The sequence below is a fragment of the Kitasatospora sp. NPDC093550 genome (genome assembly GCF_044764985.1).
In the GTDB taxonomy this organism is placed as follows: Bacteria; Actinomycetota; Actinomycetes; order Streptomycetales; family Streptomycetaceae; genus Kitasatospora.
Window position 1 is genome coordinate 357,449 of the sequence record NZ_JBIWJF010000003.1, and the last position, 16,410, is coordinate 373,858.

Consider the following 16,410-nt stretch of genomic DNA (forward strand, 5'->3'; position numbering starts at 1 on the left):
CTCCGCCCGCCCCGGGCCCCAGCCAGGGTGAGAGCGCGAGGCCGGCCAGCGTGGTGGCGGGGCCGTGAGGGCGAGCCGGCCAAGCCCCCCCTCACCAGCCGCCCGCCCGGCCCCGGCACCACGCGCGCGGGCGAGGACGGCGGTGACGGCGCTGGCGACAAGGCAGGCCAGGGCACCGGCTGTCGGACACGCAGCGGGACACCGACCGGGACAACAGGCCGGGGCCATGAGAGCGAGCCGGCCAAGCCCCCCTCACCAGCCGCCCGCCCGGCCCCGGCGCCGGGGCGGCCCTGGTCCGGGAGGCGAGGGGGCGGCGGCGGGGCGAGCGGCGGAGTGGCGCGGGGCGGGGTGGCCGGTTTGGGGGGTGGGGGCGGATTGCCTGCGTCCCTGCGCCGCGCGCCGGATCCCCCGCGGTCCTCCCCGGCGGGCGCGGGGTCAGGGCCATGGTGGTGGCCGGGCGGGGCGTCGGTGGTGGGGCGGGCGGCGTGGGGGCGGCCGTGCGGTCTGATCGGCTGCGCCCCGCTCAGCGGTCGTCCGCGCGGCCCGGGCGCCAGGCGCGGGTGCGGGCGCGGGGGGTGAGGGCGGCTGCTGCGGCGGTGAGGGCGATGGTGGCGAGGGAGGTGAGGGCGATGGTGGTGGCCTGGGTGGGGGCGTCGGTGGCGGGCCGGGCGGGGGGCATGGCGAGGGTGGTGGCGGCGGGGGGCGCGGTGGTGGGGGGCTCGTCGGTGAGGCGGGTGACGGCGGCGACCGGGTCGACGGTGCCGTGGCCGTACCGGGGGTCGGGGCCGTGGTAGGCGGTGGCTTCGAGGCGGCGGGTCAGCTGGTCCACCGTGAGGTCGGGACGGTAGCCGAGGGTGAGGGCCGCGGTGCCGGCCACGAAGGCGGTGGCGAAGCTGGGGCCGATGCCGGTGTAGAAGCCGCCGGGGGCGGGACCGGGGCCGGTGACGGCGTCGCCCGGGGCGGCGAGGTCGACCCGTCCGCCGACCGGGACGGCGGTGGGGCCGTCGGGGAGGGCGCCGCCGGGGGCGAGGTCCCGGACGGCGAGCACCTCCGGGTAGGCGGCCGGGTAGACGGGGCCGGGTTTGGCGGCGCCCGTCTCGGGGGGCGCGGTGTCGGGTGCGGCCGGGGCGACGATCAGCGCGCCCTTGGCGTGGGCCGCCCGGACGGCTGCGGCCAGCGCGTCGCTGCCGCTGGGCAGGGCGATGCCGACGGCGATGATCCTCGCGCCCCGGTCGGCCGCAGCCTTGATCCCCTGGGCGAGGAGGTCCGCCGATCCGACCCCGGCCTCGTTGGTGACCGAGACGGCGAGGATCCGGGCGCGCGGCGCGAGCCCGGCGAAGCCCGTCCCCTCGCGCTGGTCGGCGGCGATCAGGCCGGCCAGGAAGGTGCCGTGGCCGACGCAGTCCTGGGCCGGGTCGGCGCCGCCGGGGAGCGGGGCGTGGTCGAGGCGGCCGGTGAGCAGACCGGCCCCGTCCTTCACTCCGGAGCCGAGGACGGCGACGGTGACGCCTTCACCGCGGCTGAGCGGCCACACCCGCTCGGGGCGCAGGAAGGTCTGCGGCCAGGGCACGAGCCGGGTGCCCTTGGCGGAGGCGGGCAGGCAGCCTGCCGGTCTGCCGCCGGGGTCGCGTCGCAGCTGGGTGACGCCGGGAAGGGCGTCCGGCGTCTCGGCGGCGGCGGGGCCGGCCGTCGCCGGGAGCAGCAGCAGTGCGGCCGTGAGGGCCGCGGCGGTCGTCTTCACGGGCGGCCGCCGATCCGCTGGGCCGGGAGGTCGTGGGGCAGCAGGAGGCTGAGTTCGTCGAGGTCGGCGACGTCGAGCCGGGCGAGCCGGCCCGCCTGCCGGGTGATCATCGCTTCCAGGACCTGTCGGGCGAACCGCCCGTTGCCGAAGGCGTGGTCGCGCGGGACGGCGCCGAACAGCGTGCCGAGGGCGGTGAGGGTGTCCGGGGTGCAGCGGTAGCCGGCGGCCTCGGCCTGCAGCCGGACAATGGTGACGAGTTCGTCGTCGGTGTAGTGGTCGAAGGTGATCTCGCGGGAGAACCGGGAGGCGAGGCCGGGGTTGGAGGCGAGGAAGCCGCTCATCTCGTCCTGGTAGCCGGCCACGATGACGACGACCTCGTCACGGTGGTCCTCCATCAGTTTCATCAGGGTGTCGACGGCCTCCTGGCCGAAGTCGCCGCCGGCGCCGTGCCGGGGGGTGAGGGTGTAGGCCTCGTCGATGAAGAGGACGCCGCCGCGGGCGCGTTCGAAGGCGTCGCGGGTGAGTTGGGCGGTGTGGCCGATGTAGCGGCCGACGAGGTCGGCGCGGGCGGTCTCGACGAGTTGGCCGGCGGGCAGGACGCCGAGTTCGGCGAGGAGTTCGCCGTAGAGCCGGGCGACGGTGGTCTTGCCGGTGCCGGGTGGTCCGGCGAAGACCAGGTGGTGGCTGATGGTGGCGGCCGGCAGACCGGCCTCGACGCGGCGGCGGGTCTGCCGGGTGAGGTTGACCAGGTCCTCGACCTGCTCCTTGGCGGCGGTGAGGCCGACCATGGCGCGAAGCCGGTCGAGCAGACCGGGTTCGTCCGCCGTGCCGTCGTCGGCGACGGCCGCGGCGGCCTGTTCGCCGACGTCCGCGGGCAGCAGCCGGGTGAGCGCGGTGTCGTCGAAGTGTTCCAGTTCGGCGAGCCGGGAGGCCTGCCGGTCGACCATCTCCTCGAAGACCTTGCGGGCGGCGCGGCCGTTGCCGAAGTCGGCGCCCTTGGGCATCCGTTCGAAGTGGACGGCGAGCGCCTCGCGGGTGCCGTCGGCGAGTTCGTAGCCGTGGCCGGCGGCCGCCCGTTCGACGATCGTGGTGAGTTCGTCGGCGCTGTAGTTGCGGAACTCCACGCTACGGCTGAACCGGGAGGCCAGGCCGGGGTTGGAGGCGAGGAACTCCCGGATCTCCGCCTCGTACCCGGCGACGATCACCACCAGGTCGTCGCGGTGGTCCTCCATCAGCTTGACGAGGGTGTCGATGGCTTCGCGGCCGAAGTCGGGCCCGGTACCGCCGGAGCCGGCGGAGAGGGTGTACGCCTCGTCGATGAACAGCACGCCGCCGAGGGCCTCGGTGACCACCTCGGTGGTCTTCAGGGCGGTGCCGCCGATGACCGAGGCGACCAGGTCGGCCCGGGCGACCTCGACCAGGTGGCCGCTGCGCAGCACCCCGAGTTCGGCGAGGATGGCGCCGTAGAGCCGGGCGACGGTGGTCTTGCCGGTGCCGGGCGGTCCGGCGAAGACCAGGTGCCGGCTCATCGGGAGGGCGGGCAGGCCGGCCTGCTCGCGGCGCCGCGCCAGTTTGTTGAGGTTGACGAGGGTGGCGACCTGTTCCTTGACGCCCTCCAGGCCGACCAGGGTCTGCAGGACGGCCTGCGGGCCCCGCGGTCCGGCGTCGGCGGGTGCGGGCCGGGCCGTCCCGTCCTCGGGCGCGGTCTCGCCGTCGGCGGTGGAGGCCGTGCCGGGCGCGGCGGCAGCGACCGCCGCGGACCCGTGGGCGTCCGGCGACCGGTTGTCCCGGCTGTCGAGGTTCTCGACCGCGAGCCGGTCGGTCGGCTCGGTCTGCCGCAGCCCGGCGCCCTGGTTCTCGGCGGTCAGGCAGTCGGTGAGCCGGACGGGCTCGGTGGATTCGGAGCGCAGCCCGTCCACGGTGTTGTCGGTGAGCCGGCAGGAGGTGAGGGTGGCGCGGGCGCCGCCCATCAGGTGGAGTCCGTGGCGGCGGTTGGTCCGCAGCCGGGAGCGGGTGGCGGTGAGTTCGCCGCCGGGTTCGACGCTCGCGCCGTCGAACGCGTTCTCGGTGGATTCGACGTCGCGCAGGGTGGCGACGCCCTCGGGGCCCACCGAGACGCCGCAGGACCTGCTGCCGCGCACCTGGCTGCCGCCGAGGTAGGTGTTCGCACCGTCGGTGATCCGCACGCCGTGCTGCCCGGAGTCGAGCACGGTGGCGTCCTCGATCCGGCCGCGGCCGTCGCGCAGCACCTCGATGCCGTGGCCGCCGGCGGCGGTGACGCTGGTGCGGCGCAGCAGCGGGTTCGCGCCCTCGCGCACCACGATGCCGGTGCCGGCCGCGTCGCGGACCTCCAGCCGGTCGAACTCCGCGGCGCTCTCCCCGGTGAGGTCGACGCCGTCGGCCACGGCGTCGCGCACGACCGCCCGGACCAGGGTGGGGCCGGAGGCCTCTGCGACGTGGATGCCGACCTGGGCGGGGGCGGTGACCTCGCAGTCCTCGAAGGTGCCGCGGGAGCGGCCGGCGATGTGCAGGCCCTGGCCCTGGGGGCGGACGGCGCGGCAGCGGCGCAGCAGCGGGTCGGTGCCGTTGGTGAGCACGTAGCCGTGGCCGCGGACGGCGGTGACGGTGCAGTCCTCCAGGACGACCCGGGCGGTGGAGCCGATGAACACGCCGAGGGCGCTGTCGCGGATCCCGGTGCGCAGCAGGCGTGTGGTGCTCTGCTCCTCCAGGGCCACGGCGGGCTTGTCGGTGGCGGAGATCTCGCAGTCCTCGATGACGCCGCGCGCCTCGCCGTTGGCGCACACGCCGTTGCCGCGGGCGTCGCGCAGCACGCAGCGCCGTACGGTCGGGTTGGCGCGCTCGCCGATGACCAGGGCGGAGGTGCCCAGGTGCTCAATGACGCTGTCCTCGATGACGCTGGTGCCGGTGGAGGTCTCGACCAGTCCGGCGCCGGCCGGGTTGACCACCCGGCAGCCGCGCATGGCGAGTTCGCCCTGCCCGCGGGTGAGCACGGCCGTCCACGCGTTGCCGGCGACCTCGCAGTCCTGCAGGGCGAGTTGGCCGCGCGGAACGTCCACGGCGGGTAGTTCCTCGTCCTGGCCCTGCAGCACCAGTCCGGTCAACTGGACCGCTTCGGCGAGAACTTGGACGACCGTGCCGCGCCGGGGGCTGATCCGCACGCTGCCCCGGACGTCCTCGGCGGTGATGCTCACCACCTTGGTGAGCACCAGGTTCTCGTCGTACCGGCCGGGGCGCACCGAGATCACCGCACCGCTGCGGGCGGCCTGGAGGGCTTCACCGATCGTGCGGTAGGAGCCTGGCTCCCGCTGCTCCGAGCAGACCGTCAGCACCGGGCGCGACATGCCTGGGGTTCCCTTCGTCGTGGGGCGTGGTGGTTCTCGGGCGGCCGGGCGGGGTGCCGGCGCCGGGTCGTACGGGTGTCACGGCGTCACGGCGTCAGGGCGTGCAGGTGGCCCGGACGGCGCTGGCGGCGTGGTGGGCACCGGCGGCGGCTCCCCAGTCGATGCCGCGGTCGTGCAGGGTGAGGGTGATCGGACCGCGGTAGGGGAACGGCCCCTGGGTCACCCAACTGCCGCGACTGGCCGTCTGGTTGATGGTGAAGGAACCGGCGGAAGCGCCGCCGCTCTGGACCGTGTAGTAGCTCGGGTTGCCACCGACCTGCTTGAGGTTGCCACTGGCCGGGATGTAGACGGCCAGGGTGCAGCTGGTGACCTTGTCCAGGGTGAAGCTCCAGACCACCGAGTTGCCCTTGTCCTTGCCGTCGCCGGACATCGGCATCGCGGCGTAGGTCCCGTTGCAGCCGTCGCCGCTGTAGCCGCCGGAGTAGTTGCGCCAGCCCTTGTCGCCGTCGTCGTACCAGCCGTTGGTGCGGTACCCGCCGCAGTACGGGCCGGCGACCGCGGTGACCGGCGCCGGCGGCTTGGCGACCACCGGCGGCGGGGCGGGGTTCTGGCCTGCGGCCGGCGGCGGGGCGGGCTGGTTGGGCGCCGACGGGTTCGGCGCGGGCGGCTGGGGCACGGGCTTGGCCCCGCCGGTGCCGGCGCCACCGCTCGCGGCGCCTCCCGAGCCGCCCTGCGCCTGGCCGGTCCCGCCGGTGGAACTTCCGGCACCGGCACCGGTGTTGGCCGTTCCGCCGCCCGGCTGCGCGGCGCCGCCGCCACCGCCGCCACCGGAGGAACCGCCGGAGCCGTTCGGTGCCGGGGCGGGCTGCTCGCCCGCGGTGGTCGGGGCCGGCCCGGCGTCCCCCGGCGGCACGACGGCCCCCGGCTGCCCGTCCGGGGCGGGGGTGCCGCCGCCGGAGGTGCCGCCGTGCTCGTCGTACCCGGGCACGAAGCCGCTGCCGCCGTCCCCGCCGCCCTGCCCGAACCCGGGCGGGGCGTCGGCCTGGGAGGGGCCGTTCCCGTGGTCGTTGCCGCCGAGCTGGGTCACCACGACCGAGGTCCCGATCAGCACCAGGCCGACGGCGACGGCCGCCGCGATCATCGGGCGGGAGACCCGGCCGGGCCTCGGCCCGTGGCCGGTCCCGGGCTCGCCGGCCGGCTCGACGGCCACGGCGGCGGCCAGCGCTTCGGGCGTCGCGGCCGCGGACGGTGCCGGGGCGGCGGGAGCCGAGGCGGGGGTGACCGGGTCGGGGAGCGCGGCGGCGGGTGGCGTGACGAACGACGGGACCGACCTCCGGGCCTCGGACGCGGGGTCGGGCTCGGCCTCGACGACCGGCTCGGTCTCGACGACGGGCGCGGCCTCGACGACGGGCGCGGTTCGCGGACCGCCACCGGCCGCCTTCCCCGCCCCGCCTCCGGCAGCCGCCCCGACGGACAGCGCCTCGGTCCCGGCGTTCGCCCCCGCTCCCGCCGCAGCCTCCGCGGGCGCTTCCCCGGCCGTCTCCGCAGCGGCCAACGCCCAGTTCATCGCGGGAAGTCGGAAGCCGGACGGCCTCTTCCCCGGCTCGCCGCGCTGCTCCTCGCCCACCATGCATCCCCTGTGCTCGACGACACTCCTGTGGGGAGCTACGGCCGGATCACCCGGGCTGGTTCAGCCGCTGCGGACCGCCTCAGCCTCCTGCCGTCCAGACGGGCTCCGCGGCCGCTTCCGGCGGGGTCAGCACGAAGGAGACGGCCCGCTCCAGCACCGCCGGGTCGGGCTCCGGCCACGGCCCGTCGCCCTGGGCGCGGACGTGCGCCAGCAGCTCCGGGTCGGGCGCCAGCCCGTACTCCTCCAGGTAGTACGCCACCGTGTCGGTCCAGATCCACCGGCCGTCGGTGCGGAAGCCCATCGGGACGACGCCGCGCCGCCCCGGATCGACGACGTCGTCCATCAGCATCGTGGTCAGCAGGACCGCCGCGCCCGCCCGCAGGTAGCGGGCGACCGCCTCGCGCTCCCCGCCCGCCGCCAGCCGCGGCCGGTCCGGCGCGAAGCCGGGCCCGGTCACCGGGTCCACCACGTCGAACACCGCCGCCAGCCGGAACCCGTCCCGCGCCGTCTCGGCCATCCCGCACTCCTCTGGTGCCGTGTCTTCCCTACGCTACGTCCGACGGACGGCGGTGGGGCCGGGGTTCACCGGAACGGGGACGAGGAGGGAACGGCGGATGGCGGGGCTGTGGATACCGGACGTCTACCGCGACCGGAGGGAATCCGTACGGCTGCTGCGGACGTACTTCACCGCACGCCGAGCCCGCGGTGACCTGCACTTCGCGGGAGCGCACTTCGAACGGCTCGGCGGCGGCGGGGACCGGCCCGGGGCCGCGGACCGCTTCACCGCCGACGACCTGCTCGCCGTCACCATGCTGAGCGTCCGGATCCTCCCGCACGCCGCGATCGAGCTGCTGACCGACCCGGGACGCCACTGGCACCGACTGCTGTCGGCGCTCCCGCGCGACGCCCGGCTGGAGGACCCCGCCGCCGACGCCCTGGTGGCACCGGGCGGCCCCGCCCAGGAGCTCTGGGAACGACTCGCCGCCCCCGGACCGGGACACCCGGCCAAGCCGGACGGCGTGGGCCCCGTCATCGCTGGCAAACTCCTGGCCCGCAAGCGCCCGCACCTGATCCCCGTTCACGACCGCCGGATCAAGGCGCTCTTCCGCCGCCCCACCCCCGACCACGCCTTCTGGGCCGACCTCGCCGCCGCCCTCCGCGCCGACGGCGGCGCCTTCCGCGCCCACCTCGCCGGCCTGCGCGCCGAGGCCGGGATCGGCGAGGACATCGGCGTGCTGCGGGTCCTGGACGTCATCGGCTGGATGCACCAGGGCGGGCAGGCAGCCTGAGTCCGGTCGTGCGCCGGCACCACCGACGATCCGGGCACGCCGGCACGCCGGCACGCCGGCGCACCGGCCTCGGCGACGTCGTGGGCCACGACCTGCCGGAGGCCTCCGGGCGGCATGACGACACACCTCGCCGGGGGTGGCAGGCCCGTGCGGTTCGCCCCGACCGGTCCTCCCGCGGACCGCACGGCTCACCCGGCGGCCGCCGCCCCGAGGTCGAGGACGTAACGGGACGGGTCCACGGGCCGGACGCGGTCGGCGGGGGCGACCGCGTCGCGACGGGCCAGCCAGGTGCGGAGCCGGTCGGGGCCCGGACGGACGCCGCCGATCTCGTGCAGCAGCACCCGGGCCGCCCGCCCGGTCTCCGGGTCGGACGGCTCGACCTCGACCACCTCGAACTCCGTCCCCGGGGCGAAGACCACGGTCGGCAGGTGGCCCGGCTCGCCGAAGGCCGAACTGCGGCGGCCGCCGACCGACCAGACGGCGAACTCGACACCGGCCTCCTCACCGAGGTCCGCCCCCGGCGCCGCCAGGCCGGTCACCGGTGCCCGCTCGGTCAGCACCGTGCCCGGGGTGTACCCGGCCGGGCCGCACCCGTCCGCCGGGCCCGCGAGCAGCACGCCGCCGTAGTGACTCGGCAGCCGCCGCAGCCCGGCGGCGAGGCACCGCAGGTACGGGCCGAACCGGCCGGGATCGCCGGAACGGGCCGCCGCCACCAGCTCCGCGCGCGGGGCCAGGGGGGAGCAGTCGCCGTGCTGGAGCAGGACGGCGACCAGCTCGGGCCGGAGGTCGCCGGACTCCGTACGCGAGCGCAGGCTCGGCAGCCGGGTGGCGACGTCCTCCGCCCGCCGCGCCAGCCGCGGGTAGGCGGGGCCGAGCTGGGCGACCAGCGCCGTTCGGTCCTGCGCCTGGGCCCCGGAGGCCTCGGCCACCGGGAGCCGGGGAGCGACGGGCGCGGGCTTCGGCGCGGGTGCGAGTGCGGGCCCCGGTGCGGGCCCGGGCACCGGCTGCGGCTCCGGCTCGGCGACGGGGTCGGGCTCGGCGACGGGGCCAGTGGGGTCGGGCTCGGCGACCGCTTCGTTCTTCTCCTCGACCACCGGCTCGGGCTCGACCACCGGCTCGACCACCGGCTCGGGCTCGGGCTCCGGCTCGACCACCGGCTCGGGCTCGGGCTCCGGCTCCGGCTCGGGCTCCGGAACGTCGGGAGCCCGCTCCTCCTCGGCGGCCGACGGGCGGGGCGCCGCCGAGGGTTCCCCGAACCGTCCACCGGAGGTCGCCACGGTCACGGCGGGAGTCGGCGCGGCTACCACCTCGGGCTCCGGCTCCGGCTCCGGCTGGGGCTCCGGGTCCCGCTCCGGCTCGGCCACGGCTTCGACCGCCGCCTCGACCACCGGCACCGACTCCCGCGCATGCTCCGCCTCCGGCTCGACGACCGGTCCGGGCACAGCCGCCACGGGCTCGCCCACGGCCGGTTCCGGGGCCACGGTCACGGCCGGCACCTCGGTCTCGGCTTCGGCGGCCACCGCCTCCGGAACCGCCTCCGCCTCGGGAACCGCCTCCGCCCCGGCCCAGTCCAGCCCGTACAGCCGCGCGCAGAACCGTCCCACCGCGCCGGAGGCGACGTCCAGGGTCCCCGCGACGGTGAGCGCGAGCCGCGCGGTACCCGGGGGCAGGGCGCCGAGCAGCGTGCCGAGGTGGTCCCAGACCGTCTCGGGCACCGGGCGCCCGGGTGCGCCGACGACGAGGACCGGCCGGGCGGGGTCGGGGCGGCGCAGGCGGGGGCCGCGGTCGGGGGTGGCTTCGGGACGGAGCCACAGGCCGGCGGAGACGGCTTCCAGTTCCCAGCCGGGGAAGGCCGGGTAGCGGGCCGGGCCGGGTGCCGGCGGCAGGTCGGGGCGGGTGCGCCAGCCGACGGCGGTGACGGTGCGGTCGGCCGGGCGGGCGACGAGTTCGGTGAGGTACGGTTCCCAGCCCTCGGCGCCGTCCGGGCCGAGGTGGACGTTGCGGGTGCCGCCGAGGCCGCTGCGGACGGGGAGCCCGACCGCCGCGCGCACCTCGTGCCGCAGGGTCGCGGACAGGACGGCGACCAGTTCGACCAGCCGGACCGGGTCGGCCCACGGGGCGCTGAGGGTCAGCCGCCGGTCGGGCCTCCGGGTGGTGGACTGCAACAACGCCGCCGCGTGGGCTAGTTGAGGGCCTCCCGGGAGCGGACCGGTGGGTTCGCCGAGGACGAGCAGCAGGGTGTCGTCGGCTGCGGCGGCCCGGTCCAGCACGGCGGGCCGGTGTGCTCCGACGGCGGCCTCGGTGATCCAGTACGCGCCGCCGGCCAGCGGGGTGACGGTCGCGGGGGCGGGCCAGTGCGGGCCGAGCGGCGCCGCCTGCTCGCCCGGCCGGCAGCGCCACCAGGTGCCGTCCACGGCCGGGAGGGTGCCGTCCGCCTCCACGCTGACCACGGTGTCCGGCGCGACCACGGTCAAGCCGCTGCGCTCGGCGAGCAGTTCGGCGGGGCGCCGGCCGTCGGGCCCGGCCGCGGCGAGGCCGGAGGCGGCGAGGACGAGCGCCTCGGCGCCGCGTTCGCGTGCGGCTCGCGCGAGTTCGTCGAGCGCGGCCAGCAGGACGGGTGCCGCGTCGGCGGCGGCGGCGAGCAGCAGCAGGGCGCGCGGTTCGGCCCGGACGGGCTCCAGGGCCGCGGCGAGTCCGGCCTCCTCGGCGCCGGGCGGCGCGATGACGTAGTGCGGTCCGAGGGCCCGCAGGGTGGAGCCGGCGGTACCCGGGGCGGTCCTCGGCGTGGTGGCGGTGGCCATCAGCCCTCCTCTCCGAGGTGTCCGGTCTGCACCTGCACGGTGCGCCTCCGGGTGATGTAGAGCCCGCGCCCGGCCGGGAACTGCCGGGGCTTCAGGTTGCCGAACAGGTAGCCCTCCGAGGGCGGGCAGGACATCAGCAGCGCGGGCGAGTTGACTTCCTGGAGCCTGCGCAGCAGCGGGTCGGAGAGGGCCCGTCCGACGCCGTTCGCGCCGCGGGCCACGACCAGGTGGAGGCCGATCTCGGCGCCCTGGGCGAGGTCCTCCAGCAGGGCGGCGAACGGGTGGCTGCCGCTGTTGGAGGCGACCAGGTCGTAGTCGTCGACGAGGATGAAGAGTTCGGGGCCGGTCCACCAGTCGCGCTGCTTGAGCCGGGCGGGGGTGATGTCGGCGGGCGGGATCCGGTTCTTCATGGCCCGCGAGGCGCCGTCGACGATCTGGCGGAGCTTGTCGACGGCGACGGCGTAGCCGAGCCGGTACTCCTCCGGCACCGCGTCGTACAGGCCGCGCCGGTAGTCGACCAGCATGATCCGGGCCTCGGCAGGGGTGTAGGCGGTGGTGATGGCGTTGATCATCAGCCGCATCAGGTTGGTCTTGCCGGATTCGCTGTCGCCGACGACGAGCAGGTGCGGGTTCTCCTCGAAGTCGTGCCACAGCGGGGAGACCTCGGTGTCCTCCAGGCCGATCGGGACCCGCAGCCGCCCTTCCGGGGCGGGGAGCAGGCCGGCGTCCAGGACCAGCGGCAGCATCCGCACCTCGGGGGCGCGCGGGCCGGTCCAGTGCGCGGCGACCGCGTCGACCAGGTCGGCGATGCCCTCGCCGAGGTCGTCGGTGCGGCCGGAGCCGTCGATCCGGGGCAGCGCGGTGAGGAAGTGCAGCTGCTCGTCGGTGAGGCCGCGGCCGGGCAGCTTGGGGACCTTGGCGGCGGCCCGCATGTTGATCACCGAGTCGATGGCGTCGCCGAGGCGCAGCTCGAAGCGGGTCTGCAGCTGGTCGCGAAGGCCGCCGGTGATCTCGCCCCACCGGGTGGTGGCCACGACCAGGTGGACGCCGTAGTTGAGCCCGCGCTGGGACATCAGGGTGAGCGGCTGGACGAGGTCCGTGAACTCCTGGCGCAGGGTGTTCCAGCCGTCGATGACCAGGAACACGTCGCCGTGCTGCTCGTCGGGCAGTTCACCGGCGGCCCGGCGGCGGCGGAAGGAGGCGACGGAGTCGATGCCGAGCTCGGCGAAGTACTGTTCGCGGCGGTTGATGACGCCGTTGACCTCGGCGACGGTGCGCAGCACCCGCTCTCCGTCGTGCCGGCCGGTGACGCCGCCGACGTGCGGCAGCCCGCGCAGCGCCGAGAGCGTGCCGCCGCCGAAGTCCAGGCAGTAGAACTGGACTTCGCGCGGGGTGTGGGTGAGGGCGAGGCCGGTGATCAGACTGCGCAGCAGGGTGCTCTTGCCGCTCTGCGGGGCACCGGCGATGCCGACGTGGCCGCCGGCTCCGGCGAGGTCGGCACTGAGCAGGTCGCGCAGCTGGTGGAAGGGGCGGTCGACCACGCCGACCGGCAGTCCGAGGGCGCCGTGGCCGCTCGGGTCCTCGGTGGTGAGGCCGCGTTCGGGGTGCGGGACGAGCGGCGGCAGCAGCTCGTCGAGGGTGGGCGGGACGTCCAGCGGCGGCAGCCAGACCCGGTGGGCGGGCGGTCCGGCGTCGCGGAGCCGGTCGGCGGCGACCTCCAGCAGGGAGCCGGCGGAGGCCTGCTCCTCCTCGGGTTCCGCCTGGGCGGCGGGCGGCTGCCGTGGCATCACGTAGTCGGTGCCGTAGGCGACGACCTGTCCGGCGATCGCGGCCTGCTGGGCGGCGCGGCGCTTGGGGCGGTACGGGCCGGAGACGTAGGCGGCCTTGAACCGGGTGAGGGTGGAGATGTCGCTGCGCAGGAAACCGTTGCCGGGCTGGGAGGGCAGCTGGTAGGCGTCCGGGACGCCGAGGACGCCGCGGCTCTCCATCGCGGAGAAGGTGCGCAGGCCGATCCGGTAGGACAGGTGGGACTCCAGGGCGCTCATCCGGCCCTCGTCGAGGCGCTGCGAGGCGAGCAGCAGGTGGACACCGAGGGAGCGGCCGAGGCGGCCCATCATGATGAACAGTTCCATGAAGTCCCGGTGGGCCGAGAGCAGTTCGCTGAACTCGTCGACCACGACGAAGAGCGTGGGCAGCGGGCGCAGCGGGGTGCCGGCGTCGCGCGCGGTCTCGTAGTCGAGCAGCGAGGCGTAACCGGCGTCGCGCAGCAGCTCCTGGCGGCGGACGAGTTCGCCGTGCAGGGCGTCGCGCATGCGGTCGACCAGGGAGGCCTCGTCGGCCAGGTTGGTGATCACCGCGGAGGTGTGCGGCAGGGTGTCGAGCCCGAGGAAGGTGGCACCGCCCTTGAAGTCGACCAGGACGAAGTTGAGCACCTCGGAGGAGTGGGTGACGGCGAGCGCGAGCACCAGGGTGCGCAGCAGCTCGGACTTGCCGGAGCCGGTGGCGCCGATCAGCATGCCGTGCGGGCCCATCCCGCCCTGGGCGGACTCCTTGAGGTCGAGGTCGACGGGGCGTCCGTCGGGGCCGAGCCCGAGCGGGACGCGCATCCGCTGCGGGATGCCGCGCTGGGCCCACAGCGCCTCGACGTCGAGGGCGTGCAGGTCGGGGATGCCGAGCAGGGCGGTCAGGTCGAAGTCGGTGGCGAGCGGTTCGGCGGAGTCGACGCCGTCGGCGATGCGGTAGCGGGCCAGCTGGGCGGCGAGGCGGGCCGCGGCGGGCAGGGCGAGCGCGTCGGGCCGGCCGAGGTCGGTGACGACGTCCTTGCGGTTGCGGTCGGAGCCGACCATGGCGAGCCGGCCGTCCTCGATCCGCAGCCGCAGGGTGGTGCGGCCGGCCCGCCACTCCAGGGAGTCGGTGAGGTCGATCAGGACGGCGTTGCGGTAGCCGGTGAGGGCGGCGCGGCTGCCGGTGTGCGCGCCGGGGCCGTCCAGGACGAGGACGGTGAAGGGCTCGTCGCGGTCGGGCACGGCGTCCGGTTCGAAGCCGGGACGGCCGGTGAACTCCTCGCCGAGCAGCTGCTCGACCTCGCCGAGGCTGCCCGCGACCAGCCGGACCGGGCCGGCGCCGTCGGTGTCGGTCGGGTGCAGGGCGTGCGGCAGCCACTTGGCCCACTCCCAGTCGGCCCGCCGTTCGGCGTCGGTGACGACGGCGACGACCAGCTCGTCCGGCCCGTGCACCACGGCGAGCTGGGCGAGCACGGCGCGCACCAGGGCCCGGGCGGCCTCCGGGTCGTCGGAGCGCAGCAGCAGGTGGGCGAAGCCGCGCAGGTGGATGGCCATCGGCTGGTCGGCGAGCGTGCCGTAGGCGTGGATGAACCGGCGCAGCGCGTGGGCGCAGAGCGGCTCCAGGTCCTCCACCGGCTTGGTGGCGAGCGGGGCCAGCGGGGTGGCCAGCCGCTGGGAGCCCAGGCCGATCCGGACGTCGCTGAAGTCCGGGTGGGCGGCCCGGCGTTCCCACAGCCGGCTGGTGCCGACCAGGGACCACAGTTCCTGCGGGGCGGGGTGGCGCCAGGCGAGCGCCTGCCGCTGCGCGTCGATCGAGCGGCGCACCTGGCGACGCATCTGGGAGAGGTAGCGCAGGTAGTCGCGGCGCTCGGCGCGCAGCTGCTGCTTGCGGTCGCTGGACCCGCGGATCAGCTGGGTGACCAGCATGCCGACGGCGGACAGGGCCATCATGCCCATCGCGACGTAGCCGAGTGCGCCGCCGCTGCCCTCCCCGCTGCCGCCGGGGTGCAGGAACATGAAGACCATCGACAGCGAGCCGAGCGCCATCGGGACCATGCTGATCACGCTCGCCATGCCGCTCTGCTTCTCCGGCAGACCCGGCGGCTCCTGCAACTGGACCTCGCCGTCCGGCATCTCGGGCCCGGGACGCCGGGGCGTCCGCTTGACCAGCACCACGCTCACTCAGGCACTCCTTACCGCCGTGGCCGTTCCCTCTGGCTGACGGACGGCGCGCCGCGGGAGGTTCAGCGGGCGGCGGACCGGTTTGAACGCGCCGCGGCGGACCGGCCGTTCAACGGGCGGGAACGGGCAGTGCGCCGAAGCAGTGCGCGAGAGCCGACAGCACCACCGAGCCGGAGGACAGGCGTGAGCAGCAGTGTCGTCGCAGGACTGTGCCGATTGAGGTTCCACGCGCCGGGGGCGGTCTTCGAACTGGCCGTCCCCGCCGACGTGCCGCTGGCCGACCTGCTCCCCGCGATCCTCGGCCACGCCGGGCCCGAGCTCGCCGAGGAGGGGTTGGAACACGGCGGCTGGGTGCTGCAGCGGCTCGGCGAGGAGCCGCTGGACGAGGAGCGCGGCGCGGAGGCCCTGGGCCTGCACGACGGCGACGCGCTGTACCTGAGGGAGCGTCACAAGACGCTGCCGCCGGTGCACTTCGACGACCTGGTGGACGGCGTCGCCACGGGCATGCACGAGCGCGGTGACACCTGGCGCCCGGGCCTGACCCGGATCCTGGCAGTGGCCCTGGCGCTGACCGCACTGGCGGCCGGCTGGGTGTTGCTGGCGCTGCCCGGCCCGGCCGCGCCCCGGGAGACCGCCGCCGCGGCGGCCGCGCTCCTGCTGCTGCTCGGCGCGGCCAGTGCCTCCCGGGCGATGGCCGACGCGGGGGCGGGCGCCGCGCTGGGCGCCGCGGCCGTGCCGTACCTGGCGCTGGCCGCGCTGCTGCTGCCGACCGGACCGGCCGGCGAGGATCTGCTCGGCGCCCGGGTGCTGGCGGCCTCCTCGGCCGGGGCGGGGGCCGCGGTGCTGGCCCTGGCGGCGGTGGGTGCGGCGGCTCCGCTGTTCCTCGGGGTGGCGCTGGCCGCGCTGCTCGGGGTGCTGTCGGGGGTGCTGCTGCTCACCGGTCTGACGCCGACCCAGCTGGTCGCGGTGATTGCGGTGGTGGGCGTGATGGTCGGCGCCTTCGTCCCCTCGACGGCGTTCCGGTTGTCCGGGCTGCGGCTGCCGATGCTGCCCCGCAACGCGGAGGAGCTGCAGGAGAACATCGAGCCGGTGCCGGCCGAGGCCGTGCTGCCCCGCGCGCTGGTCGCCGACGACTACCTGATGGCCCTGTACACCGCGGTCGGCCTGGTCCTCGCGGCCTGCCTGGCCGTCCTGCCGTTCGGGGACGGCTGGGCCGGGCCGGCCGAGGCCGCCGCCCTGAGCGCGCTGCTCCTGCTCCACGGCCGGGCCGTCGGCAGCATCCGCCAGCGCCTGGCGGTCCTGCTGCCGGGGGTTCTCGGTTGCCTCGTGCTGCTCACCCGAACCACCCTTACCGCCTCGCCGACCGGGCGCCTCGGCCTGGTGGGCGGCCTGCTGACGGTGGCCGTGGCCCTGCTGGTCGTCGCCTGGACGGTGCCGGGCCGCCGGCTGCTGCCGTACTGGGGCCGTCTCGCCGACATCCTGCACACCCTGTGCGCCCTGGCGCTGCTGCCGCTGGCCCTGCAGGCCTGCGGCGTGTACCACCTGCTGCGCGGGCTGGCCGGCTGACCGCCCGAGGCGGTCATAGCCGGGGCCCCGACCGGATTCGTCCGGTCGGGGCCCCG

General features: G+C 76.3%; 8 protein-coding genes. 2 read left to right on the top strand and 6 right to left on the bottom strand.

Going from position 1 to position 16,410, the window contains the following annotated elements; translation table 11 throughout:
- Positions 1 to 523 precede the first annotated feature (523 nt).
- The 4 genes from ACIRD3_RS07035 to ACIRD3_RS07050 form a co-directional block, all read right to left on the bottom strand.
- Positions 524 to 1,741, bottom strand: a complete 1,218-nt coding sequence (locus ACIRD3_RS07035; RefSeq protein ID WP_402212747.1) for a S8 family serine peptidase — start codon at positions 1,739 to 1,741, stop codon at positions 524 to 526.
- Positions 1,738 to 5,103, bottom strand: a complete 3,366-nt coding sequence (locus ACIRD3_RS07040; protein WP_402212749.1) for a right-handed parallel beta-helix repeat-containing protein — start codon at positions 5,101 to 5,103, stop codon at positions 1,738 to 1,740. The genes ACIRD3_RS07035 and ACIRD3_RS07040 overlap by 4 nt, the downstream gene beginning before the upstream one ends.
- A gap of 94 nt (positions 5,104 to 5,197) precedes the next feature.
- Positions 5,198 to 6,670: a hypothetical protein gene (locus ACIRD3_RS07045; RefSeq protein WP_402212751.1), complete on the bottom strand. Its 1,473-nt coding sequence runs from the start codon at positions 6,668 to 6,670 to the stop codon at positions 5,198 to 5,200.
- A gap of 142 nt (positions 6,671 to 6,812) precedes the next feature.
- Positions 6,813 to 7,250 carry a hypothetical protein gene (locus tag ACIRD3_RS07050; protein WP_402212753.1) on the bottom strand — a complete coding sequence of 146 codons (438 nt, stop codon included), beginning with the start codon at positions 7,248 to 7,250 and terminating at the stop codon, positions 6,813 to 6,815.
- A 97-nt stretch (positions 7,251 to 7,347) separates the two neighbouring features.
- Between ACIRD3_RS07050 and ACIRD3_RS07055 the strand changes: the two genes are divergently transcribed.
- Positions 7,348 to 8,022, top strand: a complete 675-nt coding sequence (locus ACIRD3_RS07055) for a DUF6308 family protein (protein ID WP_402212755.1) — start codon at positions 7,348 to 7,350, stop codon at positions 8,020 to 8,022.
- A 188-nt stretch (positions 8,023 to 8,210) separates the two neighbouring features.
- On the opposite strand, the gene ACIRD3_RS07060 is transcribed toward ACIRD3_RS07055, so the two are convergent.
- Both ACIRD3_RS07060 and eccCa read right to left on the bottom strand, forming a co-directional pair.
- Positions 8,211 to 10,823 carry a hypothetical protein gene (locus tag ACIRD3_RS07060; RefSeq protein WP_402212757.1) on the bottom strand — a complete coding sequence of 871 codons (2,613 nt, stop codon included), beginning with the start codon at positions 10,821 to 10,823 and terminating at the stop codon, positions 8,211 to 8,213.
- Complete coding sequence (eccCa, locus tag ACIRD3_RS07065; protein ID WP_402212759.1) at positions 10,823 to 14,788, bottom strand: type VII secretion protein EccCa; 3,966 nt, start codon at positions 14,786 to 14,788, stop codon at positions 10,823 to 10,825. The genes ACIRD3_RS07060 and eccCa overlap by 1 nt, the downstream gene beginning before the upstream one ends.
- A 183-nt stretch (positions 14,789 to 14,971) precedes the next feature.
- Between eccCa and eccD the strand changes: the two genes are divergently transcribed.
- The gene (gene eccD / locus ACIRD3_RS07070) at positions 14,972 to 16,354 is read left to right on the top strand and encodes a type VII secretion integral membrane protein EccD (RefSeq protein WP_402212760.1); all 1,383 of its coding nucleotides are present in this window, start codon (positions 14,972 to 14,974) and stop codon (positions 16,352 to 16,354) included.
- Positions 16,355 to 16,410 lie beyond the last annotated feature (56 nt).

Excerpts from the sequence above, each read along its gene's own strand:
- ACIRD3_RS07040 (WP_402212749.1), bottom strand. The coding sequence starts at position 5,103 with ATGTCGCGCCCGGTGCTGACGGTCTGCTCGGAGCAGCGGGAGCCAGGC.
- ACIRD3_RS07045 (WP_402212751.1), bottom strand. The coding sequence starts at position 6,670 with ATGAACTGGGCGTTGGCCGCTGCGGAGACGGCCGGGGAAGCGCCCGCG.
- ACIRD3_RS07050 (WP_402212753.1), bottom strand. The coding sequence starts at position 7,250 with ATGGCCGAGACGGCGCGGGACGGGTTCCGGCTGGCGGCGGTGTTCGAC.
- ACIRD3_RS07055 (WP_402212755.1), top strand. The coding sequence starts at position 7,348 with ATGGCGGGGCTGTGGATACCGGACGTCTACCGCGACCGGAGGGAATCC.
- ACIRD3_RS07060 (WP_402212757.1), bottom strand. The coding sequence starts at position 10,823 with ATGGCCACCGCCACCACGCCGAGGACCGCCCCGGGTACCGCCGGCTCC.